This window comes from Frankia sp. R43 (assembly GCF_001306465.1).
In the GTDB taxonomy this organism is placed as follows: Bacteria; Actinomycetota; Actinomycetes; order Frankiales; family Frankiaceae; genus Parafrankia; species Parafrankia irregularis.
Window position 1 is genome coordinate 1,404,758 of sequence record NZ_LFCW01000001.1, and the last position, 22,769, is coordinate 1,427,526.

At 72.1% G+C, this 22,769-nt stretch carries 18 protein-coding genes; all 18 read right to left on the bottom strand.

Translation table 11 applies throughout. The features are described 5' to 3' along the window. Positions 1-226: 226 nt before the first annotated feature. Entirely contained in the window at positions 227-1,144 is a 918-nt protein-coding gene (locus tag ACG83_RS05275; RefSeq protein ID WP_054564955.1) for a PspA/IM30 family protein, read from the bottom strand. Between the two features lie 154 nt (positions 1,145-1,298). Further along, positions 1,299-1,766 carry a Dps family protein gene (locus tag ACG83_RS05280; RefSeq protein WP_054564956.1) on the bottom strand — a complete coding sequence of 156 codons (468 nt, stop codon included), beginning with the start codon at positions 1,764-1,766 and terminating at the stop codon, positions 1,299-1,301. Positions 1,767-1,845: 79 nt separating this feature from the next. Further along, positions 1,846-2,163 (bottom strand): helix-turn-helix domain-containing protein, encoded by a 318-nt coding sequence (locus ACG83_RS05285; protein ID WP_006544978.1) that lies wholly within the window; start codon positions 2,161-2,163, stop codon positions 1,846-1,848. Positions 2,164-2,315: 152 nt separating this feature from the next. Continuing rightward, the gene (locus ACG83_RS05290) at positions 2,316-3,632 is read right to left on the bottom strand and encodes a competence/damage-inducible protein A (RefSeq protein ID WP_054564957.1); all 1,317 of its coding nucleotides are present in this window, start codon (positions 3,630-3,632) and stop codon (positions 2,316-2,318) included. Further along, on the bottom strand, positions 3,622-4,407 hold the full coding sequence (locus tag ACG83_RS05295) for a CDP-alcohol phosphatidyltransferase family protein (RefSeq protein WP_063792977.1): 786 nt from the start codon (positions 4,405-4,407) through the stop codon (positions 3,622-3,624). The genes ACG83_RS05290 and ACG83_RS05295 overlap by 11 nt, the downstream gene beginning before the upstream one ends. Next, entirely contained in the window at positions 4,404-6,194 is a 1,791-nt protein-coding gene (locus ACG83_RS05300) for a MiaB/RimO family radical SAM methylthiotransferase (protein WP_054564958.1), read from the bottom strand. Before ACG83_RS05300 ends, ACG83_RS05295 begins: the two co-directional genes overlap by 4 nt. A 58-nt stretch (positions 6,195-6,252) precedes the next feature. Next, positions 6,253-7,173 (bottom strand): helix-turn-helix domain-containing protein, encoded by a 921-nt coding sequence (locus tag ACG83_RS05305; protein ID WP_054564959.1) that lies wholly within the window; start codon positions 7,171-7,173, stop codon positions 6,253-6,255. A gap of 108 nt (positions 7,174-7,281) precedes the next feature. After that, the gene (locus ACG83_RS05310) at positions 7,282-9,837 is read right to left on the bottom strand and encodes a DNA translocase FtsK 4TM domain-containing protein (RefSeq protein WP_369812864.1); all 2,556 of its coding nucleotides are present in this window, start codon (positions 9,835-9,837) and stop codon (positions 7,282-7,284) included. A 443-nt stretch (positions 9,838-10,280) separates the two neighbouring features. After that, positions 10,281-10,820, bottom strand: a complete 540-nt coding sequence (locus tag ACG83_RS05315) for a hypothetical protein (RefSeq protein WP_054564961.1) — start codon at positions 10,818-10,820, stop codon at positions 10,281-10,283. Continuing rightward, the gene (locus ACG83_RS05320) at positions 10,817-11,188 is read right to left on the bottom strand and encodes a PadR family transcriptional regulator (protein ID WP_054564962.1); all 372 of its coding nucleotides are present in this window, start codon (positions 11,186-11,188) and stop codon (positions 10,817-10,819) included. The genes ACG83_RS05315 and ACG83_RS05320 overlap by 4 nt, the downstream gene beginning before the upstream one ends. Before the next feature lie 127 nt (positions 11,189-11,315). After that, on the bottom strand, positions 11,316-13,001 hold the full coding sequence (locus ACG83_RS05325; protein ID WP_054564963.1) for a ribonuclease J: 1,686 nt from the start codon (positions 12,999-13,001) through the stop codon (positions 11,316-11,318). Next, positions 12,998-14,035: a 4-hydroxy-tetrahydrodipicolinate synthase gene (gene dapA / locus ACG83_RS05330; RefSeq protein WP_054564964.1), complete on the bottom strand. Its 1,038-nt coding sequence runs from the start codon at positions 14,033-14,035 to the stop codon at positions 12,998-13,000. Before dapA ends, ACG83_RS05325 begins: the two co-directional genes overlap by 4 nt. 149 nt (positions 14,036-14,184) lie before the next feature. Beyond that, positions 14,185-14,379 (bottom strand): hypothetical protein, encoded by a 195-nt coding sequence (locus ACG83_RS45750; RefSeq protein ID WP_006543537.1) that lies wholly within the window; start codon positions 14,377-14,379, stop codon positions 14,185-14,187. Between the two features lie 104 nt (positions 14,380-14,483). Continuing rightward, a complete protein-coding gene (locus ACG83_RS05335) occupies positions 14,484-16,130 on the bottom strand; it encodes a hypothetical protein (protein WP_369812852.1) in 1,647 nt (548 codons plus the stop codon). A gap of 24 nt (positions 16,131-16,154) precedes the next feature. Continuing rightward, the gene (locus ACG83_RS05340; RefSeq protein WP_054564966.1) at positions 16,155-17,264 is read right to left on the bottom strand and encodes an acetate/propionate family kinase; all 1,110 of its coding nucleotides are present in this window, start codon (positions 17,262-17,264) and stop codon (positions 16,155-16,157) included. A 67-nt stretch (positions 17,265-17,331) separates the two neighbouring features. Then, entirely contained in the window at positions 17,332-19,767 is a 2,436-nt protein-coding gene (locus tag ACG83_RS05345; RefSeq protein WP_054564967.1) for a phosphoketolase, read from the bottom strand. A gap of 205 nt (positions 19,768-19,972) precedes the next feature. After that, entirely contained in the window at positions 19,973-20,782 is an 810-nt protein-coding gene (gene thyX / locus ACG83_RS05350; RefSeq protein WP_235497670.1) for an FAD-dependent thymidylate synthase, read from the bottom strand. A gap of 652 nt (positions 20,783-21,434) precedes the next feature. Continuing rightward, entirely contained in the window at positions 21,435-22,754 is a 1,320-nt protein-coding gene (hisS, locus tag ACG83_RS05355) for a histidine--tRNA ligase (RefSeq protein WP_054564968.1), read from the bottom strand. Between the last annotated feature and the right edge of the window lie 15 nt (positions 22,755-22,769).

Here is a 22,769-nt window from a genome sequence, read left to right on the forward strand (position 1 = left end):
GAAGTTCTTCGAATCACGCGGCTCGGCGGGAACCTGCGGTGCGGGCGCGGCCCGCCTCGGCGCGGACCGGTGCTCAGCCTCGGGCGCGGCCGGAGGCTGCGGGCCCACGGGCGGCGAACCGGGCTCGCCGGGGCTTCCCGCCACGTCGGTCATCAGCAGCCTTCCGGTATGAGCGCATGCGGTGGCAGCGCGCGTCCGCGGCAGTGTCAGCGCGTATCCGGCAACGTCAGCGCGCGTCCGGCGACGTCTGGGCATCATCCGATGCCTTCTCCAACGACGGGCGCGGACCACCAGTGCCGCTGGTGCCACTGGTGCCGCCAGCGCCACCGCCAGGCCGAGCGGCTTCGACCGCGGGCGCCTCCGGGGCCCCCTGATCGCCGACGTGAGGCGCCACGCCCGTGGAACCGGCCGCCGGCGCGGCTGCGGGCGGCAGGGACGCCCTCAGCTCCGCCAGGCGCCCCATCGCCTGCGCGTCCATGGTGGCCCGCTGCACCTCGATCATCTGAGCTTCCAGGCCCTGCGACGCCAGCTCCTGGCGGCCCCGAGCCACCGCGTAACGCTTCTCGATCTTGTCCCGGACGTCGGCGAGCGTCGGGACGTCTCCGGCCGGCGGGAGCGAGGTCATCTGCTCCATCACCTTGCCCATCTGCTCGTGCATCGCCGCATGCTCGATCTGGGTGAGCAGGCGGGCCCGCTCGGCCTGCAGGCGCCGCACGCGCAGGGCGTTGTCCTCGACGGCGACCCGGGCCTGGGCGGCCGACTCGGCCGCCTGCCGCTGGAGCAGCTTGAGATCCTCCAGCGCCGACTCCGCGGAGATGAGCCGGCTCGCGAACGCCTGAGCGGCCTGCTCGTACCGGGCCGCCGCCGCGAGATCACCGGCGGCGCGGCCGTTGTCCGCGAGCACGAGGGCCGATCGGGCCGACTCGGTGAGGTTCGTGACCTCCTCGATCTGGCGGCCCAGCTTCATCTCGATCTGGCGTTGGTTGCCCACGACGAGCGCCGCCTGCGAGACGAGCCGCTCGTGCTGCGCACGCGCCTCGTCCATCGCCTGCTCGAGCTGGATCTTCGGATCCGCCTTCTCCTCGAACGCGACCTCGGCCCGCTTGGACAGGTAGCGGAAGGCCTTGCGAACAACATTCGCCATTGCTCGATCGTCCCACGCGCAGGGCGATCCGGAGAGTCGACGAGTGTCACTGATCTGACCGCCCTCGCCCGCACCCGGTGGTCGGGCCGGGCCGCAGGGCCGGGCCGCAGGGCCGGCCTGCAGGGCCGGGCTCGGGCAGGCTCGGGGCGCGCCGTCAGACCATCGCCTGGAACATCCAGTGCTGCTCCTCGAGATCGCGGATCACCGCGATGAACAGATCCTGCGTCACCGGGTCCGGCTCGGCGGTGAGATCCATCCGGGTACGCATCCTGGTGATCATCCCGGCGAGTACGTCCGTGATGAGGCGGATTGCCTTCTCGTCACCGATGTAGCCGCTCTCGACGCCGTGCAGATGGCTGCCGCGGGCGACGGTGGTGGCCTGACCGTCGGGGTTGACCCCGATCGCGACCGCCCGCTCGGCGGCCATGTCCGTGTACCGGCGTCCGAGGTCGACCACGTCGTCCAGTTGGCGGTGAACCGTGCGGAAGTTCCGCCCGATGACGTTCCAGTGCAGCTGCTTGCCCAGCAAGGAAAGATCGATCAGGTCTACGACCGCGCCCTGAAGGGCCTCCCCGACGACGACACGCGCCTCGTCGGACAGCGGACTGCGGATGGCGCTCATGGCTTTCCTCCCGGAAGGTTTCGGACACGTCCGCATCAGGACGTGCCCACCGAGAGGAGTCGTATGCAGGCCGGCCGCTCTAGGCGGCGCGATCCACCACCGCCGGCCGCGCCGGCACGACGACCGCCGTGGCGCCGACCGGCGCCGGGGCGCCCACAGCCAGCTCGGCAAGCTCCAGATCGTCGCTGACCTCACGCAGGAGATCGGCGAGACGTACCCCCAGCGCATCGCAGATCGAGGCAAGCAGTTCGGAGCTCGCCTCCTTCTGACCACGCTCCACCTCGGAGAGGTAGCCGAGCGACACTCTGGCGGCCGACGACACCTCCCGCAACGTGCGGCGCTGATCCTGTCGGCGGCGGCGCAATGCCTCGCCGATCACGCGTCGGAGCAGGACCATCGAGCCTCCTCCTTCATCCACGGGCTGGCTTCACCGTATACCCGCCGAGCCCGTTTCCGGGGCGTCGTTGATGCGACTGTAACGCTGTAAGCACACCCGGACCGGGTCAATCCGCGATCAGGGCACCCCTGAGCCGCGCCGAGGCCCGCCGGTCAGCGCGGCCCGGTCGGCACCCACGGGCCGAAGTCGCCCGCGGCCGCCACTCCGGTGAGGACACGCCGCAGCACATCCAGGGCCTGGACCACGGCGAACTCACGAACCCGGCGCCGGTCACCAGGCAGCCGCACCGTGCGTGTGGTCGCCCCGTCCGGGCCGGCGAGCCCGACGTGCAACGTGCCGACAGGCTTCCCCTCCTGCTCGTCCGGGCCGGCGACACCGGTGGTGGCCAGCCCATAGGTGGCGCCGAGCCGCTCCCGCACCCCGGCTGCCATGGCCACCGCCGTCTCCGGCGACACCGCGCCCACGGTCTCGAGGATCGCGGGGTCGACCCCCAGCGCGGAGCTCTTCACCTCGGTCGCGTAGGCGACCACCCCACCGCGCAGCACCGCGCTCGCACCGGGGACGTCGGTCAGCCGGCCGGCGAGCAGCCCCCCGGTCATCGACTCCGCGACGGCCAGCGTCGCTCCCCGGGCGCCCAGCAGATCCAGGACGACCTTCTCGAGCGAGTCGTCGTCGACACCGTACAGCCCGGGGCCGAGCGCCACCCGCGCCGCCGCCTCGACCGGAGCGATCAGCTCCTGGGCGGCGAGGCGATCAGCGGCCCGCGCCGTGATCCGCACCCGGGTCTGGCCACCGCTGGCCAGGAAGGCGATCCGCGGGTTCCCGAGCGGCTCGAGCCTGGTGACCTCGTCCGCGAGCGCCTCCGCGACCATCGACTCCCACATGCCGGCAGTCCGCAGCACCCGGTGCACGACGACCGCCGGCTCACCGGCCCGACGCAGGATGTCCGGCAGCACGCTGCGGGTGAACATGTCCTTCATCTCGAACGGGACCCCCGGCATGGCGTAGACCACGCCGGAGCCGATCTCCATCCGGATGCCCGGCGCCGTGCCCGGCACGTTGGGCAGGGCCTGCGCGCCGACCGGAAGGTCCGCCTGGCGGAAGTTCATCTCGGGCACCCCGCGCCCGCCCGAGCCGGCCCGGCTGCGCCCCATCTCCTCGAACCGGCGGCGCAGCGTCGCCTCCTCGGCCGCGTCGCGGTGCAGGCCCACCCCGGCCGCCTGCGCGATGCCCTCACGGGTGAGGTCGTCCTGGGTCGGGCCGAGCCCGCCGGTGAGGACGACCGCGTCGGCCCGGCCGAGCGCCGCGACGATCGCCGTGGCGATGTCCGCGATCACGTCCCCGACCACGATCGACGTCGACACCTGGACCCCGACGTCCGCCAGCTGGCCACCCAGCCAGGCCGCGTTGCCGTTCACGATGTCGCCGTAGAGGAGCTCGTCCCCCACCGCGAGCAGCTCAGCGCGCATCGGTCTCCTCTGTTCGGGCTCCAGCCGCAGCGCTGGCCCCGGCCCCGGCCCGGCGACGCAGCGCGAGCGCACGATAGACATAGTCCGCACCGGTCACCACGGCCACGATGACGCCACAGCCGAGAATCACCGCCCGGCCCGTCGCCGCGAACCCGTCGAGCGGGAGCACGTAGAGGCCGAGCGAGATGTTGAGCAGAAGTGTCTTCGCCTTGCCGCCACGGCTCGCGGCGATCACTCCGAAGCGGATGACCCACAGCCGCAGCAGCGTCACCCCGATCTCGCGGACGGCGACCAGCACCGTGACCGCCCAGGGCAGCTCGTCCAGCAGCGACAGCGAGACCAGGGCGGCACCGGTGAGCGCCTTGTCGGCGATGGGATCGACCAGAATCCCGAAATCGGTGATCAGACCGCGCCGACGGGCGATCGTGCCGTCGATCTGGTCGGTGATGGCGGCGACGGCGTAGGCCGCGAAGGCCGCGTAACGCCAGCCGTCGGTGTCCGGGCCGGCGAACAGAAAGCCCACGAAGACCGGAACCAACGCCAACCTGATGATGGTGAGCACGTTGGCGATGTTGAGCACCGGCGGCTTGGGCTCTGGGGGTTTGGGCGCCGGGGGGTTGGGCGCCGACCGCTCGGGCTCCGTCCGCTCCGGCCGTTGTCCGACCGCTCGGGCCGACGGTGTCCCGCCCGCCAGCACCGGCCCGCCCGCCAGCACCGCCGGATCCGTCCCGGCGGCCGCGCCGCCGGGTGAGGGACCCGCAACGGGACCGGTCACGCCGAACCCGGCGACTGGCCGACCGCACCGCTGAGCGCGGCCTGGCCCTCGCCCACGGCCGGCACCGCGTTGGCCAGCATGGCGTTGGCCGGCGCGACAGCGGCCGGCGCGGAGGCGGCCCGCACCGGCGTGACGGCGGCACGGTCGAGCACATCGGTGAACTCCACGACCAGGTCGACGCCTTCCGCCGCCACAACCCGGGCGGCGACAAGGTCACCGACGCGCACGCCGCCGTAGGCCGATCCATCGCCGTGGCCCGACCCGTCGGGGCGGCTGGTGGGGAGCCGGACGGTGCAGGCGCCGTCGGCGTCGGCCTGCTGGTGCCCGGCGCAGCCGAACGCCAGACCGCCGCCGACCTCCTCGACGAGGACCTCGACCGTCGTGCCCACCCGGCGCTCGGCCCGGGCCGCCGTCAGCTGCTCGACGAGGTCGGTGACGTCGGCGCGGCGGCGCTCGATCTCGTCGGGATCGAGATGACCGTCCATTCCGGCGGCTTCGGTGCCCTCTTCGTCGGAGTAGCCGAAGACACCGACGACATCGAGATCTGCACGCTCCAGGAAGTCCATGAGGATGTCGACATCCTCCTCGGTCTCGCCCGGGAAGCCGACGATGACGTTCGACCGCGCGCCGAGATCGCCGAGCAGCCCACGGGCCCGGCGCAGCAGGTCCAGAAAGTCGTCGGTCCCACCGAACCGGCGCATCCGGCGCAGCACCGCGGGGCTGGCGTGCTGGAAGGAGAGGTCCAGGTAGGGGGCCAGACCCGGCGTCGTCAGCAGCACCTCGAGCAGCGACGGACGCAGCTCGGCCGGCTGTAGGTACACCGTCCGGACACGGACGATCCCCGGGACCTCGGCCAGCCGCGGCAACAGCTTCTCCAGCGCCCGCAGGTCACCGAGATCCTTGCCGTAGGACGTGGAGTTCTCGCTGACGAGCACCAGCTCGCGCGCTCCCTGCGTGGCCAGCCACTCGGCCTCGGCCAGCACCTGCTCCGGCGGGCGGGAGACATGGGAGCCACGGAACGACGGAATGGCGCAGAACGCACAGCGCCGGTCGCACCCGCTCGACAGCTTCAGCGGCACGACCGGACCCTCGGTCAGCCGACGCCGACCGACCCCACCGGCGAGAACTCCCGCCGACGGCTCGCTCGGACGGCTGCCGGTGCCCGCTGCCAGGGCGCCCGCCGCCCGCTGGGTACCAGCCGCCGTCTGGGTGGTCGGCAGCTGGATGTGCCCGGGCAGATGCGGGGCGTCCGAGGCACCGGAGACACCCGCACGCTCGACCGGCGTGATCGGCAGCAGGGTGCGCCGGTCACGCGGGGTGTGCGAGGCCGGCGCCGCGCCGGCGAGCACCGCTTCGAGGTGAGCCGAGATCTGCGGGTACGCATCGAAACCGAGCACGGCGTCGGCTTCCGGCAGGCTCTCGGCGAGCTCCTGGCCGTAGCGCTCCGCCAGACAGCCCACAGCCACCACCGCACGCGGCCCACCGGCGCCGGGGCCGGGGCCGGGGCCACCCGGACCACCCGGCCCGTGTCCGCCGCGTTCGCCGGCCGTGGCCGCACCCGCCGGCTCGCGCAGTGCGTCCGCGGCGAGCAGCGCGTCGATCGAGTCCTTCTTGGCCACGTCGACGAAACCGCAGGTGTTCACCAGGACCGCATCGGCGAGCTCGGCGTCGTCGACCAGCTCCCAGCCATCAGTGGCGAGGCGGGCGGCGAGCTCCTCCGAATCCACCTCGTTACGGGAACAGCCGAGCGTGACGAGAGCTACCCGGCGTGTAGGGCGAGGGGACACGGACTCAGGCTACCGGGACGCGGCGCTGGTGACGCGGCTGGACCTGCCCCAGGGCCGTTCAGCGCGTCCCGCCGGGCTGGGCCGCCGCCCCGGTCGCCCCGCTGACGGCGGGACGACCGGCGGCGGCCAGGCCGGTCGCCCTGCCGTCACCGCCGCCGACGGCGCAGCCGCCGCCGCTCTCGGCGAGTGCCAGCCTGATCGTGACCACCTCGCCGGGGCCGCCCGCCTTGCCGAGGTCCCGGCCGTTGCAGGTGAGGTCGACGGCGCCCGCGTTGCCCATCTTGATCTCCAGGGCCCCCTCGGAGGACACCTCCCGGCTGTCCCCCTGCTGGAGAAGCTGCGCCAGGAGGGGCTTCCCGCCCTCGTCCCGGACCTCCAGCCAGCTCTGCGCGTCGTGGGCCTCGACCCGCACGTTCACACCGGGCGGCTGGGGCGGCGTCGCGGCGGCCGTCGGGGCCGCCGGAGCGGTCGCGGCCGCGGTGCTCGGCACAATGCTCGGCCGGGCCGTGGCGTCGTCCTCGTCACCGCCGCCACCGGGCAGCACCAGCGCGACCAGAGCCAACACGCAGACCACTACCAGCGAAGCGATCATGGCCGGCGCCCAGCGGAAGCCACCCATCCCCCGGCGCGCCCCGCCGCCGTTCAGCGGGTCGAACTCGGAGGAGGCGACGACGACCGGCGACGGGACCCGCTCGTGCCCGGCGTCGTAGGCCGCGAGCAGCGGCGCGGGGTCGAGCTCCAAGGTCGTCGCGATGCTCCGCAGGTGACCGCGTGCGTACACGGTGCCGCCGCAGCCGCTGAAGTCCTCACGCTCGATCTGCTCGATCAGCGACGCGCGGATTCTCGTCCGGTCGCTCACGTCGTCGATCGTGAGGCCCGCCGCCCGGCGGGCGGCTGCCAGCGTCGCCCCGATCGAGTCGGGGGCCACCTGCCTGGAGGCATCCGGCCCAGGGGTCGCCGGCTCGTCCGCGGACTGCATGAGCGAACCTCCGCACCCGTCATCGCGCTGGCGCCACTGCCAGCGCCAGCCGATATTACGGTCGCCCGCCGACGCCCGACCGAGCGCAGCGGATCTGTTGAGACTTTCTTATCCGTTGCGGAGCGTCGTGAGAAGTCCCTCCAACTCGTCGGGCATCACGAGGACGTCCCGCGCCTTGGAGCCTTCGCTCGGGCCGACAATCCCGCGGCTTTCCATCAGGTCCATCAGTCGACCGGCCTTGGCGAAGCCGACCCGCAGCTTGCGCTGCAACATCGACGTCGAGCCGAAGTGGGTGCTGACCACGAGTTCGACGGCCTGGAGGAACAGCGCCATGTCGTCGCCGATCTCCTCGTCGATCTCCTTGCGTGCCTCACCGCCACCGTCGAAGACGTCCGCCACGAAGGTGGGCTGGGCCTGTTCCTTGGTGTGGTCGACGATCGCGGCGATCTCTTCCTCGGAGACGAACGCGCCCTGGATCCGGGCCGGCTTGCTCGCCCCCATCGGCAGGAAGAGCGCGTCTCCGAGACCGACCAGCTTCTCGGCACCCGCCTGGTCGAGAATCGTCCGGCTGTCGGCCAGCGAGGCCGTCGCGAAGGCCAGCCGAGACGGGACATTCGCCTTGATCAGACCGGTGACGACGTCCACGGACGGACGCTGGGTCGCCAGCACCAGGTGGATGCCGACCGCACGGGCCATCGCCGTGATCCGACAGATCGCGTCCTCGACGTCACGCGGCGCGACCATCATCAGGTCGGCGAGCTCGTCCACGATCGCGAGAATGTAGGGATATGGCGTGTAGACCCGCTCCGAGCCCGGCGGGGCCACGATCTCACCGGCGCGCACCTTGCGGTTGAAGTCGTCGACATGGCGCACTCCGCAGGCCGCCAGGTCCTCGTACCGGTTCTCCATCTCCTTCACCACCCACTGCAGCGCGTCCGCCGCCTTCTTGGGGTTGGTGATGATGGGCGTGATGAGGTGTGGAATTCCCTGGTAGTTCGTCAGTTCCACCCGTTTGGGGTCGACCAGCACCATACGGACCTGGTCCGGCGTGGCCCGTGCCAACACACTCGTGATGAGGGTGTTGATACAGGTCGACTTTCCGGCGCCCGTTGCGCCCGCGATGAGGATGTGCGGCATCTTCGCGAGATTCGCCAGCACATACCCGCCCTCGATGTCCTTGCCGAGGCCGACCACCAGCGGATGCGGATTGCCGGTCGCGTCCGTGCTGCGCAGGACGTCACCGAGAGACACCAGCTCGCGGTCGGTGTTCGGGATCTCGATGCCGACCGCGCTCTTGCCCGGGATCGGACTGATGATCCGCACATCGGGGCTCTTGACGGCGTAGGCGATGTTCTTCGCGAGCTGGGTGATCCGCTCGACCTTCACCGCCGCGCCCAGCTCGACCTCATAGCGGGTCACCGTCGGGCCCCGGGTGAAGCCGGTGACCTTCGCATCCACCTTGAACTGGGAGAACACGTCGGTCAGCGAGGCGATGACACCGTCGGTGGCAGCCGAGCGCACCTTCGGCGGGGTACCGGAACGCAGCAGCGTCGGCGAGGGCAGCCGGTAGTCACCCTCCACCGGCGGTACGAGGTACTCGATCTCGTCCGGCCCGACCGGGCCCTGGGCGGACGGGCCGGCGTCGGTCGCCGCGCCCGGTGACGCCGCCGCCCGGCCGCGCTGGCGCCGCGCACCCGCCACGGGCCCGCCGACCTCCCCGGCGACGAGGCCGACCACGTCATCGACGTCATCGACATCCACGCCGTCCCCCGCGCCCACCGCCGCCGGGATGTCGCCGAACAGGTCGGCCTGGTCGCGGGCGTCGGGTGGTCCGGAGCGCCGCGCTCGGCCAGCCCTGGCCCGGTCGCCACCCGCGGCCGAGCCCCGCGGATCGCCGTCGACGTCGTACACGTCATCGGACTCCGCGGCCGCGCCCCGCCGGCGGCGCGAGGGCGAGCGGGCCGGCTCGCCGTCGAGCAGGTCGTCGAGGGCGGCGTCGGCCGGCCCACCGGCCGCCCCATGGACGTCCTCGTCGAGGTCGTAGTCGTCGTAGTCCTCGTCGTCGCCCTCGTCATAGGCGCCGGGCTGGCGGATCGGGATGGTGAGCCGCTCGGCGAGCCCGCGCAGCCGCTCCGGCACCTGGCGCACCGGGGTCGCCGTCACCACCAGCGACCCGAAGAACGCCATCAGCACCAGCAGCGGCACCGCCACATAGGTGGTCACCGCGCCGACCAGCGGGGCGCTGCCCAACAGCCCGATCAGGCCGCCGGCGTCCCGCAGCGCGGCGACGCCGGTGGCGAAGTCGGGCATCCCGCGGGCGATGTGCACCAACCCGAGAAGACCGAGCGTCACCGCGGCCCAACCGATCACCACCCGGCCGCGGCTCTCCGGGTCCGAGGGCGAACGCACCAGCCGCCAGGCCGCGCCGAGGCAGAACACCGGCACGACCAGCGCTCCCTCGCCGAGGAAGAGCTCGATGGTCGCCGCGACACCGGCGCCGACCGGCCCGCCGGCGCCGCCCCACATCGTGGCGCCCAGCAGGATCGCCGCGCCCAGGGCCGCCAGCCCGAGGCCGTCGCGCCAGTGCTCGGGCTCGATGTGCAGATCCCGCGTGTTGCGGCCGAACCGGCGCAGCCCGCTGCCGAGCAGGCCCGCGGCGGCCATCCACGTCTGGTAGACCGCCTTGATCGCCGCCTGGGCGAGCCGCAGCTGAACGGGACGCGGCGGCGGTTCTCGGCGCCCGCGACCACCCGGGCCGCGGGCGGCGGCGCCCCTGGTGGACGCGCCGGACCGCGGACGCGCGGAAGCCCGCCCAGAGCCGCCGGAACCGCTCGGGCCGCCGGACCGTGCCGTGGCCGCTCGTGGCTTCGGCTGCGCCTGGGTTCGGGCGCTGGACGTGCGTGTGGCCACGCGGAGAAGGTACCCGGGAAGCGTCGCGAGTCGCTGCAACCCAGACTATCCGGGCGCGCCATGGCCGTAGTGGCCGCGTTTCGCCCCGCCCGAGAGTGCCCTCAGGCATGCGACCCGAACCCGCCGCAGGCAGCGCCGCGCAGCGTCGTGGTGCGACGCACAGCACCGTACCGCGCCGCGACGCACACCGGCCACGCTCAGCCGTGGCCGGCGACCGAGCCACCCGCCCTGGCGGAGATCCGGTGCGCGCGCATCCCGTCGATCAGGGCGGCGCACAGCAACAACGCCAGAGCCAAAGCGATCTGGGTCATGCGCTGGTAGAAGTCCCAGTACTGGATCCACGCCAGCCACACGGGCAGAACCGAAAGCAACGCGCCGCAGACGAACAGGGCCGCGACCCAGCCCGGCCGCCGGACACCGGCGAGCAGGCCCACCACGCCCGTACACAGCAGGCCCTCGGGCATCGAGTCGACCAGCGACGCGCAGTAGGACCCACTCCAATAGCCGGCGGGGACGGTACGAACCATCGCGAGGAAGCCCTCCTCGGGCGGGGCCCACCAGCCCCACCGGTGGCCGAGGACGCCAACCAGGCCGGCCCAGCCGACGACCACGGCCAACGCGGGCAGAAGACCACCGGAGCCGGGGTCGCCGAGGTCGGGGACCCGCGGCCCGCTGGGTACCTCGTCGTCCGAGTCGGGCCGCGGGTGCTCCCCACCGGTCTCGTCGAGCGCGCTCATCCGCCCGCCGCCATTCCGGCCACGGTCGCCGAACCCGGGAGATGGCGAGTTCGCACGCCCAGCCGGCGCTCGGCCTCGGCGGCGTTCGCCCGCATCCGTTCGGTCTGCGCCGCGAGCACGGCGGCGCCCTCGTTGGTCAGCGCGTAGTACCGCCGCAGCCGCCCGTTGACGATCTCCTCGCGGTCGACCTGGACGAGGCCCTCGCCCGCGAGCCGGTCCAGCGCGCCGTAGAGGGTGCCTGGCCGCAGGTTCACCCGCCCGCCGGACATCGCGCTGACCTCGCCGATCGTCGCGTACCCATGACGGGGACCGTCCGCGAGCGCGGCGAGCACCAGGAAGGTGGGCTCCCGCATCTCCTCCATACTCATGCCAGAAGACTATACAAGCGATCGACATATACCGCCTGGAGGAGCACGAGGCGGCGCGGGCGGAAAAAGAACCGCCCTGGACCGGAGATCCGGCCCAGGGCGGCGAGAAACCATCCGCGGTCGCTCTCTAGACCTCCAGGACCACCGGGAGGATCATCGGGCGGCGCCGGTACCGCTCGTTCACCCAGCGGCCCACCGTGCGGCGGACGAGCTGCTGCAACGCGTTCGTGTCGGTCATCCCGGAACGCATCGCGTCGTTGAGGGCGTCGGCAAGCCGGCTCTGGACCTCGTCGAAGGCCCCGCGCGCGTCGGAGAAGCCACGAGCGGACAGATCGGGGCCGACGACCACCTTCCCGGCGGCGGCGTCCACCACGACGGTGATCGTGATGAAGCCCTCCTCCCCGAGGATCCGCCGGTCCTTGAGGCTGGACTCGCCGACGTCGCCGACCGCGAGCCCGTCCACGAAGACCATCCCGCAGGGCACCGCCCCGGTGATGCTGGCCTGGCCGTCGATGAGGTCGACGACCGTTCCGTCCTCGGCGAGGATGACGCGGTCCGGCGGGACGCCGGTGGCCTCCGCGAGCGCCCCGTGGGCGCGCAGATGCCGCCATTCGCCGTGCACCGGCATCATGTTCGACGGCCTCGTCGCGTTCAGCACGTAGAGCAGCTCACCGGCGGGCGCGTGCCCGGACGTGTGGACCATCGCCACGCCCTTGTGGACGACCTTCGCGCCCCACCTGGTCAGGCCGTTGATCACTCGGTAGACGGCCGTCTCGTTGCCCGGGATCAGGCTGGAGGCGAGCACGACGGTGTCACCGGCCTCGATGCGGATCGCGTGGTCCCGGTTGGCCATCCGCGACAGCGCGGACAGCGGCTCCCCCTGGGACCCGGTCGAGATCAGGCAGATGTTGCGGTCCGGCAACGAGTCGACGTCACGGGCGTCGATCACCAGGCCCGGCGGAACCTGGAGCAGGCCCAGCTCGCGGGCGACGCCCATGTTCCGGACCATCGAACGGCCGATGAAGCAGACCGACCGGCCGTGTGCCTCGGCGGCGTCGAGAACCTGCTGGACCCGATGGACGTGGCTCGCGAAGCACGCGACGACGATGCGCCGCTCCGCCTCGCGGAAGACCTTGTCGAGCACCGGCGCGATCGTGCGCTCCGAGGCGACGAAACCCGGGACCTCGGCGTTCGTGGAGTCCGACAGCAGCAGGTCGACGCCTTCCCGGCCGAGCCGGGCGAAGCCGCCCAGGTCGGTCAGGCGCCCGTCGAGCGGGAGCTGGTCCATCTTGAAGTCACCGGTGTGCAGGACGAGGCCCGCGTCGGTGCGGATGGCGACCGCGACGGCATCCGGAATCGAGTGGTTGACGGCGAGGAACTCGCAGTCGAACGGCCCGAACGAATGGCGCTCCTCCTCGCGGATCTGCAGCGTCACCGGCTGGATGCGGTGCTCCTGCAGCTTTGCGACCATGAGCGCGAGGGTCAGCCGGGTGCCGATGAGTGGGATGTCCCGGCGCTCGCGCAGGAGGTAGGGAACGGCCCCGATGTGGTCCTCGTGCGCGTGGGTGAGGATCACCGCCTCGATGTCGTCGAGGCGATCCCGGATGGCGGTGAAGTCCGGCAGGATCAGGTCGATACCGGGCTGGTCCGTCTCGGGGAAGAGCACCCCGCAGTCGACGATGAGCAACCGGCCGGCGTGCTCGAACACAGTCATGTTCCGGCCGATCTCGCCCAGCCCGCCCAGCGCGATGATCCTCAGCCCGTCGGCACGCAGCGGCGGGGGCGGCCCCAGCTCGGGGCGCGGAGGCGTCATGAAACCGCCGCCCCCGCGGCCGCCGCCGCGGTGTCGGACCGTGGCGACGCCGAAGCGGCACCGCCCGCCGACCCGGCCGCGCCGGCTGCGCCACCCCGGGCCCCCGCGGCCGCCGGGTCCAGCACGGCGGCGGCGAGATCGGCGCGCAGCCGCGCACGCTCGGCCTCGGTGGCGTCGACCAGCGGGGACCGCACCGGCCCAGCGGGCAGGCCCGCCATCGCCAGCGCCGCCTTGGCCGTGATCACACCCTGGGTACGGAAAATTCCCTCGTATGCGGGCAGCAAGCCCTTGTGTAGCGCGATCGCCCGACCCACCTCACCGGCCCCGAAGGCCTCGATCATCGCCCGGATGGCGGGTGCGGCCACATGACCGACAACGCTGACCACGCCGCACGCACCAACGGACAGCAACGGAAGATTGAGCACGTCCGTGCCCGAGTAGTAGGCGAGGCCGGTGTTGGCCAGCACCCACGACGACCCGGCGAGATCGTCCTTCGCGTCCTTCACCGCGACGATCCGCGGGTGCTCCGCCAGCCGCAGGAGCGTCTCGGTCGCGACGGGAACTCCGGACCTGCCGGGAATATCGTAGATCATCGTAGGCAGGCCCGTCGCGTCGGCGACGGCCCGGAAGTGGGCGAGCAGCCCGGCCTGCGGGGGCTTGCTGTAGTACGGCGTGACGACCAGCAGGCCGTCAGCGCCCGCCTTCTCGGCCGCGCCTGCCAGCTCCAGCGTGTGCCGGGTGTCGTTCGTACCGACCCCCGCGATGATCTGGGCGCGTCCACCGACCGCCTCACGGACCACACGCAGCAACGTGTCCTTCTCGGCGTCCGACGTCGTGGGGGACTCACCCGTCGTACCGTTGATGACCAACGCCTCGTTACCGGCGTCGACGAGATGCTCGGCGAGCGCCGCCGCACCCGGGACGTCCAGGCCGCCATCCGAGGTGAACGGCGTGATCATCGCCGTGATCATCCGCCCGAACGGGGCCGGGGGCAATGCTGACATACCTGCCACGCTAGCGGGCACCTCCGACATCTCCTCCGACGGTCACCGACCGGCGGAGTCGGCATCCCCCACCAGGTGCCTGGAGCGGCGGGCGGGCGGCATCATCCGGACAGTCGCGCCGGAAACCCACCGACCCGGCGGACCCGGGCAGGGAACGAAGATCTACTTTCAAGCGGCTTTCAGGACCCTGGCGCCAGCTCCGCCGGACTCGACGGACCAGCGGACGGACGGCCGGCGGGCTCTTTTCGAGCACCGGCGATCATGTTGCGGTCGAGCCGCACCCACAGCTCACGACGACCCAGACGGACGAACGACCGCAGGCCACCCACGCGCGCCGCGCCGCCCGCGACTCCGGCGCCATAGTTCTTTGGCATGCTCACCGCCCCGTCTCGCTCGACAGTTGGTTCAGGGTACCGCCCTGACCGCGGCGACGGTCGCCGTTCGCGGGCCCCGGCCGCGTCCTGCCGTCGCCATCAGGTCAGCCGGGCCCCCGGCGGCCGGTCTCCTGGGCCTGCCCGGACATGATCGACGACGCCGGTTCGTCCGGCGGGGTGTGCCAGCCCAGCGCCCGCAGCCCGGACAGCACCGCCAGCGCGACCAGCAACGCGAGCAGGGCCTGTTTCGTCGGCCCGAGCACCCAGGCCGCCAGGCTCGACCGCTCCCTGGTCAGCAGCACTGTGGCGGCGAACGACGACGGCACCGCCACCACCGCGACCGCGTCCGCGCCGAGCTGGAACGGCAGCGCCGACAGCGCGACCGTGAGGCTCATCAGGATCCCGATGGCCGCGGCCACCCGCCACACATCCGGCGAGACGCTCAGGCCGACCACGAGCCTGGCCCGCGCGGCGCGCCGCGCGTCCGTGCTGTAGAAGGCGTAGACCTCACGGTTGCCGTGGACGTCCTCGACGTAGGTCCGGGCGATCCGCCGGTGCCACAGGTCGACGGTGATCGGCGTGCTCAGCTCGATGCTGGAGTCGTCGGTGCCGACGCTGACGTGGTAGCTGCCGGGACCGCCCGGATCGATGTCCACCAGCGCGACCGGGGTCAGCCACCGCTGCCGCATCGGGACCTGCCCGTCGCGGACCGGGTGGCGCCGGGCCAGGATCGTCCGGCGCTCCTCCTTCATCTTGATCAGGCAGGGCCGGTACGGGTCGACGATGACCGCCGCGAGCGCCTCCCACCGCCGCCCGTACTCGGCGACGGTGCTCAGGACCGGCGTCGCCGCCGCGCCCGCCAGGCTCAGCTCGCCGATCCAGGTGGTGAACTCGCGCAGGTAGTACTCGATGTGCCCGATCTCCAACGGCGTCGGGACGTCCGGGTCCCGCCACAGCTCACCGACCGCGAGCAGCAGGGTGTCGGCGCTGCTCAGCGGGTCGAACGGCTCGTCCAGCGCCCGGCCCAGCAGGCTCTGGGCCGGTTCGAGCAGCTCCTGCCAGGAACGCAGCGTGGGCGCGGGGACGACGAGGTCGGCCTCGGCGTCGAGGTAGGTCCGTACCGCCTCGAAGGACAGCGGGCGGTCCCCGCGCGGTGCCAGCTGCGGCAGGTTGCCGGTGAGCCGCCCGGGACGGAAGCGTGAGATCGCGTCCACCACCCGGCGGGCCGGGCCGGGCAGCGGGCATCCGGCGGCCTCGGCGAGCAACGCGATCAGATTGCCCTGGATCGCGACCGACGTCCCGTAGGGCATCAGATGGGCGTCCGACCCGCCGGGGCCGACGAGGTCGAACCCGACGAGCGCGCGTTTGGGCAGGGTGGAGATCGGGAGCAGGAGACAGACCTCGGGCGGCAGCCGGCCCGCGGTGTCGAGCCGGCCGGTGCCCGGGACGATGCTGTTCAGCAGCCCGTCCAGCGGCCCCCAGTTGATCGACCTGGCGAGCTGGCAGCGGTTGGCGCTGACGATCGTGAACTGGTCGACGACCCGGCGCCGCAGCCCCTGGTACTCCGCCGGGGGTGCCAGCAGCATCGTGGTGACCTCGTCCACATCGGTGAGGTCGAGAATCGGGGCGCTGTCGGCGTCGTCCCGCCGGCGCCACCGCCGCAGGCGGCCAGGCCAGGGCCCCGCAGGTCCCCCCGAACTACCCGAACCGCCCGAACTGCTCACATCGGGCGAGAGTAGCAGCACCCTCACATAGCGCGCGCCCGCCCGAGAAGCTCACCCCGCGTGTGCCGGCAGCTGGGCGCGGGCCGCCCGGGCGATCTCGACGTCCTCACGCGCCTCGATGATCAGGGTGCGAACCGGTGCGCCGGGAGCACTGATCTCCAGGTCCCCGCCCTGGTACGAGCCGTTGCGCTCCGCGTCGAGTGCAACGCCCAGGAAACCGAGCCCGGCGGCGGCACCGGAGCGCACCGGCGGGGCGTGCTCCCCCACCCCACCCGTGAAGACCAGGGCGTCCAGCCCACCGAGGGCAGCCGTCATGGCGGCGATCTCGGCCCGCAGCCGGTGCAGGTAGACGGCGAGGCCCAGGGCCTCCGGCGTACCGGGCCGCCGCGCGCCGTCGAGCACCGCCCGCATGTCCGCGGAGCCGACGAGCCCGGTCATGCCGCTGCGGTGGAACAGGGCGTCCGTCAGCTCCTCGGCGGTCATCCCCTGCTCCGTCTGCAGCCACAGCAACAGGCCGGGGTCCACCGTTCCCGAGCGGGTGGCCATCACCATGCCCTCCAGCGGGGTGAAGCCCATCGTCGTGTCGACGCTGACGCCGTCGCGCACCGCCGCCAGCGACGCTCCCGAGCCCAGGTGCGCGGTGACGACACGCCGGGCGCCGGTGAGCTCCGCGGCGCGCCGTGACGCGTACGCGTGGGACAGGCCGTGAAACCCGTACCGGCGCACCCCGTACTCGTCGCGCCAGCGCATCGGAACCGGGTAGGTGATCGCCTCGGGCGGCATGCGGGCATGGAACGCGGTGTCGAAGCAGGCGACCCGCGGCACCCCGGGCAGCACCGCCGAGACGTCCGCCAGCGCGGTCAGCGCCGCCGGCTGGTGCAGCGGCGCCAGCGGAACCAGCGCGCGCAGCTGCCGCTCGACCTCGTCATCGACCAGGACCGGGTCGACGAAGACAGACCCCCCGTGCACCACCCGGTGGCCGGTGATCGCCACATCGCCGGCCTGGGCGAGCTCCTCGACCGCCCGTTCCAGCTCGTCGGGGTCGGGCCGGCCGGCGACCGCACGCAGGTCGTGCGCGGCCAGCACCCGGTCGCCCGGATCGAGCAGCCGCAGCTTCACGCTGGACGAGCCGGCGTTGACCACCAGCACGTTCCCGCCCATAAGACCCCGTCCTCGGTCGCTCTCGGCTCTCGGTCGCTCTCGGCTCTCGGTCGCTCCCGGCCTGACCTCAGTAGGGCCAGGTCCAGTCGCGGATGCTGGGATCGTCCTCGCCGTGGTCCCGGGTGTAGGCCCGGGCGGCCAGCCGGGCGTCGATCATCCGCTGCCGCACGTGCGCGGCGCGCGCGCCCAGGCTGGGCACCCGGTCGATCACGTCGACCACCAGGTGGAAGCGGTCCAGGTTGTTCATCATCACCATGTCGAAGGGCGTGGTTGTCGTGCCCTCCTCGATGTAGCCCCGCACGTGCAGGTTGTTGTGGTTGCGGCGGCGATAGGTGAGCCGGTGGATCAGCCACGGATAGCCGTGGTACGCGAAGATGACCGGCCGGTCCGCGGTGAACAGCGCGTCGAAGCGGGCGTCGGAGATGCCGTGCGGGTGCTCCGCCTCGTCCTGCAGGCTCATCAGGTCGACGACGTTGACGACGCGAACCTTCAGCTCGGGGAAGTGCTGGCGCAGGATGTCGACCGCGGCGAGCGTCTCCAGGGTCGGGATGTCCCCGGCGCACGCCATGACGACGTCGGGGGTGCCGTCGCCGTCCTCGGTGTGGTCGTTGCTCGCCCAGTCCCAGATGCCCAGGCCGCGGGTGCAGTGCGCGATCGCGTCCCGCATCGGCAGGTAGGTCAGCGCCGACTGCTTGCCGGCCACGATCACGTTGATGTAATGCCGGCTGCGCAGGCAGTGGTCGGCCACCGAGAGCAGGGTGTTCGCGTCCGGCGGCAGGTAGACCCGGATGATCTCGGCCTTCTTGTTCACCACGTGGTCGATGAAGCCCGGGTCCTGGTGCGAGAAGCCGTTGTGGTCCTGCCGCCACACGTGGCTGGTGAGCAGGTAGTTCAGCGACGCGATCGGCCGCCGCCATGGAATGTGCCGGGACGTCTTCAGCCACTTCGCGTGCTGGTTCACCATCGAGTCGACGATGTGGATGAACGCCTCGTAGCAGGAGAAGAAGCCGTGCCGGCCGGTGAGCAGGTACCCCTCCAGCCAGCCCTGACACAGGTGCTCGGAGAGCACCTCCATCACCCGGCCGTCCGGCGCGAGGTCCTCGTCCGTCTCCACGACCTCGGCGTTCCAGGCCCGCCCGGTGGTCTCGAACAGCGCACCCAGCCGGTTCGAGGCGGTCTCGTCCGGGCCCATGACCCGGAAGGTGTTCGGGTTGGCGCGCATGACGTCCCGCAGGAAGCCACCGAGCACCCGGGTCGCCCCCGTCCAGGCCCGGCCGGGCTTGGGCACGTCGACCGCGTAGTCGCGGAAGTCCGGCAGGGTCAGGTCACGCAGCAGCTCGCCGCCGTTGGCGTGCGGGTTGGCGCTCATCCGGCGCGTTCCCACCGGGGCCAGCGCCGCGAGCTCGGGCTTCAGCCGCCCGTCGGGCTCGAACAGCTCCCAGGGCCGGTAGCTGCGCAGCCAGGTCTCGAGCTGGGCGAGGTGGGCCGGGTCGCGCTTCGGCTCGCTGATCGGTACCTGGTGCGACCGCCAGTTGCCCTCGACCGGCAGCCCGTCCACCGTGGTCGGGCCGGTCCAGCCCTTCGGGGTGCGCAGGATGATCATCGGCCAGGCGGGCCGGGACGGATCGCCAAGCCGGCGGGCCCGGTCCTGGATGTCGTGGATCCGCGAGATCGCGAGGTCGAGACAGTGCGCGAACCGCTGGTGGACCTCGGCGGGGTCGTCGCCGGCCACGTGCAGCGGCTCGTAGCCGTAGCCCCGCATCAGCGACTCGAGCTCAGCCTCCGGGATACGGGCGAGGATGGCCGGCTGCGCGATCTTGTAACCGTTGAGGTGCAGGATCGGCAGCACGACGCCGTCCCGCACCGGGTCGAGGAACTTGTTCGAGTGCCAGCTCGCGGCCAGTGGCCCGGTTTCCGCCTCACCGTCACCGACGACGGCGGCGACCAGCAGGTGCGGGTTGTCGAAGGCTGCTCCGAAGGCATGCGTGAGGGCGTAGCCCAGCTCACCGCCCTCGTGAATCGAGCCGGGCACCTCCGGTGCCACATGGCTCGGAATGCCTCCGGGGAAGGAGAACTGGCGGAACAGCCGCCGCATGCCCTCCCGGTCCTGGGCCACTGACGGGTAGATCTCGCTGTAGGTGCCCTCGAGATAGGTGTTCGCCACGATGCCCGGACCGCCGTGACCAGGGCCGATCACATAGATCGCGTCAAGGTCGTTGCGCCGGATGACCCGGTTGAGGTGGGCGTAGATCAGGTTGAGGCCGGGTGTGGTCCCCCAGTGGCCGAGCAGGCGCGACTTGATGTGCTCGGCCCGCAGGGGCTCGGACAGCAGCGGATTGTCCAGCAGGTAGATCTGCCCGACCGAGAGGTAGTTCGCGGCCCGCCAGTAGGCGTCGACCAGGCGCAGCTCCTCGGTGGACAGCGGGCGTGCCGCCGCCACGGCTGGCCCTGCCGACCCCGCCGCCCTGGCTGAACCCGCGTCGATCTCGGCAACGTCGATCATGCTGGCCCTCCCCTGCCCGTCCCGCCCTGGCGCCGTTGCCCGCGCGTCTGCCCCACCGCTCGACCCCATCATCGTTCCCCTCGACCAGGCCCGAACGCTGATCCCTTGTGAGCATGGGAGTGGTCAGGTCAGCCCGCGGCTGGCGGGGCCGAACGTCGGGAGTCCCGGCGCCGAAGGGCCCTTGTCGGGCCGGCGGGGCGCAGGATCAGCCTTCGCCCGCCAACGGGCTGGACGCCACCTCGGTGCCGTCGTCGAGGGTTCGCACCTGGAAGTCGGCGAAGACGTTCGGCGCCACCTCCTGCAACGCCCGCAGGATGGCGACCGCCAATCCGCGGATCTCGACATCGGCATGCTCGCTGGCCCGCATCGCGATGAAATGCCGCCACGCGCGGTAGTTGCCGGTGACGACGATCCTGGTCTCGGTCGCGTTCATCAGCACCGACCGGGCCGCCTGCCGTGCCTGCTTACGCCGCGACGTCGGCGCCGACACGTCGGCGAACCGCTTCTCCAGGCCCTCCAGCAGCCGCGCGTACGCCTCCATCGAGGCGGCGGCGGCCTCGGTGAACAGATCGTGCAGCTCCGGATCGTCGGCGATCACCTCGGGCTCGACCAGTGCCGCGTCATGCTCGGGGACGTATCGCTGGGAGAGCTGGCTGTAGGAGAAGTGCCGATGCCGCACCAGCTCGTGCGTGAGGCTGCGTGACACCCCGGTGATGTAGAGGGACACCGACCCGTGCTCGAGGACCGACAGGTGGCCGACGTCGAGGATGTGCCGCAGGTAGCCCGCATTCGTCGCGGTCGCCGGGTTCGGCTTGCTCCAGCTCTGGTAGCAGGCTCGACCCGCGAACTCCGCGAGTGCCTGGCCACCGTCGGCGTCGGTGCTCCACGGCACGTCGCTCGGCGGCAGGAACTCGGTACGGGCGATGACCTGCACCCGCAGGCGAGCCACCGCCGGTACCTGGGCCCCCTCCGGGGACCCGCCCGGCCCGGCGGACCCGACGGTTTCGTCCGGCATGAAACCCTCCCCCACAGCGATCTCCACGAGACTGACCTCCACAAGGAATCCGCACCCACACGCTCGGCGACCCGCCCGGCCCTCGATCTGGACTCGGGTCAGACGGCGCGCCACGCGCCCCCCGGCCACGGGTCAGGCCGCGGATGCGAGCCTCCCGACCTCGCCGGCAGCGGATGCGCACCACGGTATCCGCTCGCTTCGCGGCGATCCGGCCGGGCATCGGACGAGACCCCGGGGGACCACCGCATCAACAGCGGCATCGTCTTCCCGGCCCGACCCCGCTCCGGGACCGTTCGCGTGGGCGTCATCGGCATGCACCAGACCGGTTACGTTCGAACCGCCCAACCGCCCCGTGTCGCCACCCACTTACCCGTCCGGTGACCCGTCCGGAACACGGCGGTGGCCACGACGGCCCACCGTGGTACACCGGATGTGGGCTCTTCGCCACAGCCGGTGAGGGGTCCGGTGCTCACCCGGAAGTGTGGCCTCGGCCGGGGGTCTCCGCCCCCGTCAGCTCCCGGCCGAGGCCCGCACCGACGGCGGGCACCATGTCCACCACGCGGCCGCGACCACCGGTCGGCCCGTCTCCCGCGCCGCCGACCGGCGCCGCGGCCGCGTGGCGCGAACGGGCGTCGCACCGGCGCCGCACGGATCAGGCGTCGGGGGCCCACTGCGCGGGGTCGGCGGCGCGCTGGTCGCCGGTCGCCATGTTCTTGACCTCGTGCTCGCGGTCATCCGCGAACGGCGGGAACCAGACGTTCGGGATCCCCTTGCGGGAGGCGTAGCGGACCTGCTTGGCGATCTTGTCGGCCTGGTGGTACGTCTCAACCCGCAGGCCGCGCTCGCGCAGCGTCCGGGCGGTGGCAAGCGCCACCTGACGCCGTTCGTCGCTCGGGATCACCATCAGGACCTGGGCCGGGCTCGCCGGCCCGCCACCGACCAGACCGTCCGCGACGAGCTTGGCGAAGATCCGGGTCAGCCCGATCGAGATCCCGACTCCGGGCAGATTGCGCCGGATGAACGTCCCGGCGAGGTCGTCGTACCGACCGCCTGAGCAGATGCTGCCGTAGCCGGGCGCGTCCACGAACTTCGCCTCGTAGACGGTGCCCGTGTAGTAGTCCAGGCCGCGCGCGATCGACAGGTCGGCCACCACGCTTCCCGCCGGCAGGTCGGCCAGGTCGTCGAGCACCCGCCCCAGCTCGTCGAGCCCTTCGGTGAGCAGGTCTGACTTGACCCCGAGCCGGCCGACCTCATCGACGACCGAGGCGTCGGAGCCCCGGACCCCGGCCAGGTCGAGGCAGGCCTTCGCCTGGTCCGCGCTGAGGCCCACCGGGCCGGTCAGCAGCGCCTCCACCCCCGCGCGACCGATCTTGTCGATCTTGTCGGCGGCCCGGATCACAGCCAGCGGATCACCGATGCCGAGGCCCTCGTAGAACCCCTGCAGCACCTTGCGGTTGTTGATGTTCAGCGTCCAGGCTGGGACGCCGAGCGTCGTGAGGATCTCGTGCACGATCCGGGGCAGCTCGGCGTCGAAGTGCAGCGGCACGTGATCGACGTTGATGACGTCGATGTCGCACTGGGTGAACTCGCGGTACCGGCCCTCCTGCGGCCGCTCCCCGCGCCAGACCCGCTGGATCTGGTACCGCTTGAACGGGAAGACCAGGTCGTTGAAGTGCGCGGCGACGTAACGGGCGAACGGGACCGTCAGGTCGAAGTGCAGACCGAGACGCGCGCTGTCGTCATCGTCGGTGGCCTGCAGGCGCCGCAGGGTGTAGACCTCCTGCGACGTCTCGCCCTTCGCCATCAGCGCCTCGAGCGCCTCGACCGACGGGGTCTCGACCGAGCAGAACCCGTACCGCTCGAACGAGGCCCGAATGGTGTCCAGCCAGCGCAGCTCGACCATCCGCACGTCGGGAAGCCACTCGGGAAACCCGCTGACCAGCGTGGGACGAACCACGGGCGCATCGGCCATCGCCGATCAACTCCT

Coding starts and splice junctions, on each gene's coding strand:
- ACG83_RS05340 (WP_054564966.1), bottom strand. CDS start 17,264: ATGGGCGGGAACGTGCTGGTGGTCAACGCCGGCTCGTCCAGCGTGAAG.
- ACG83_RS05280 (WP_054564956.1), bottom strand. CDS start 1,766: ATGAGCGCCATCCGCAGTCCGCTGTCCGACGAGGCGCGTGTCGTCGTC.
- ACG83_RS05275 (WP_054564955.1), bottom strand. CDS start 1,144: ATGGCGAATGTTGTTCGCAAGGCCTTCCGCTACCTGTCCAAGCGGGCC.
- thyX (WP_235497670.1), bottom strand. CDS start 20,782: ATGCCGGACGAAACCGTCGGGTCCGCCGGGCCGGGCGGGTCCCCGGAG.
- dapA (WP_054564964.1), bottom strand. CDS start 14,035: ATGTCGGAGGTGCCCGCTAGCGTGGCAGGTATGTCAGCATTGCCCCCG.
- ACG83_RS05320 (WP_054564962.1), bottom strand. CDS start 11,188: ATGAGTATGGAGGAGATGCGGGAGCCCACCTTCCTGGTGCTCGCCGCG.
- hisS (WP_054564968.1), bottom strand. CDS start 22,754: ATGGCCGATGCGCCCGTGGTTCGTCCCACGCTGGTCAGCGGGTTTCCC.
- ACG83_RS05345 (WP_054564967.1), bottom strand. CDS start 19,767: ATGATCGACGTTGCCGAGATCGACGCGGGTTCAGCCAGGGCGGCGGGG.
- ACG83_RS05325 (WP_054564963.1), bottom strand. CDS start 13,001: ATGACGCCTCCGCGCCCCGAGCTGGGGCCGCCCCCGCCGCTGCGTGCC.
- ACG83_RS45750 (WP_006543537.1), bottom strand. CDS start 14,379: ATGCCAAAGAACTATGGCGCCGGAGTCGCGGGCGGCGCGGCGCGCGTG.
- ACG83_RS05305 (WP_054564959.1), bottom strand. CDS start 7,173: ATGCAGTCCGCGGACGAGCCGGCGACCCCTGGGCCGGATGCCTCCAGG.
- ACG83_RS05310 (WP_369812864.1), bottom strand. CDS start 9,837: ATGGCCGCCGCGGGCCTGCTCGGCAGCGGGCTGCGCCGGTTCGGCCGC.
- ACG83_RS05315 (WP_054564961.1), bottom strand. CDS start 10,820: ATGAGCGCGCTCGACGAGACCGGTGGGGAGCACCCGCGGCCCGACTCG.
- ACG83_RS05290 (WP_054564957.1), bottom strand. CDS start 3,632: ATGCGCGCTGAGCTGCTCGCGGTGGGGGACGAGCTCCTCTACGGCGAC.
- ACG83_RS05285 (WP_006544978.1), bottom strand. CDS start 2,163: ATGGTCCTGCTCCGACGCGTGATCGGCGAGGCATTGCGCCGCCGCCGA.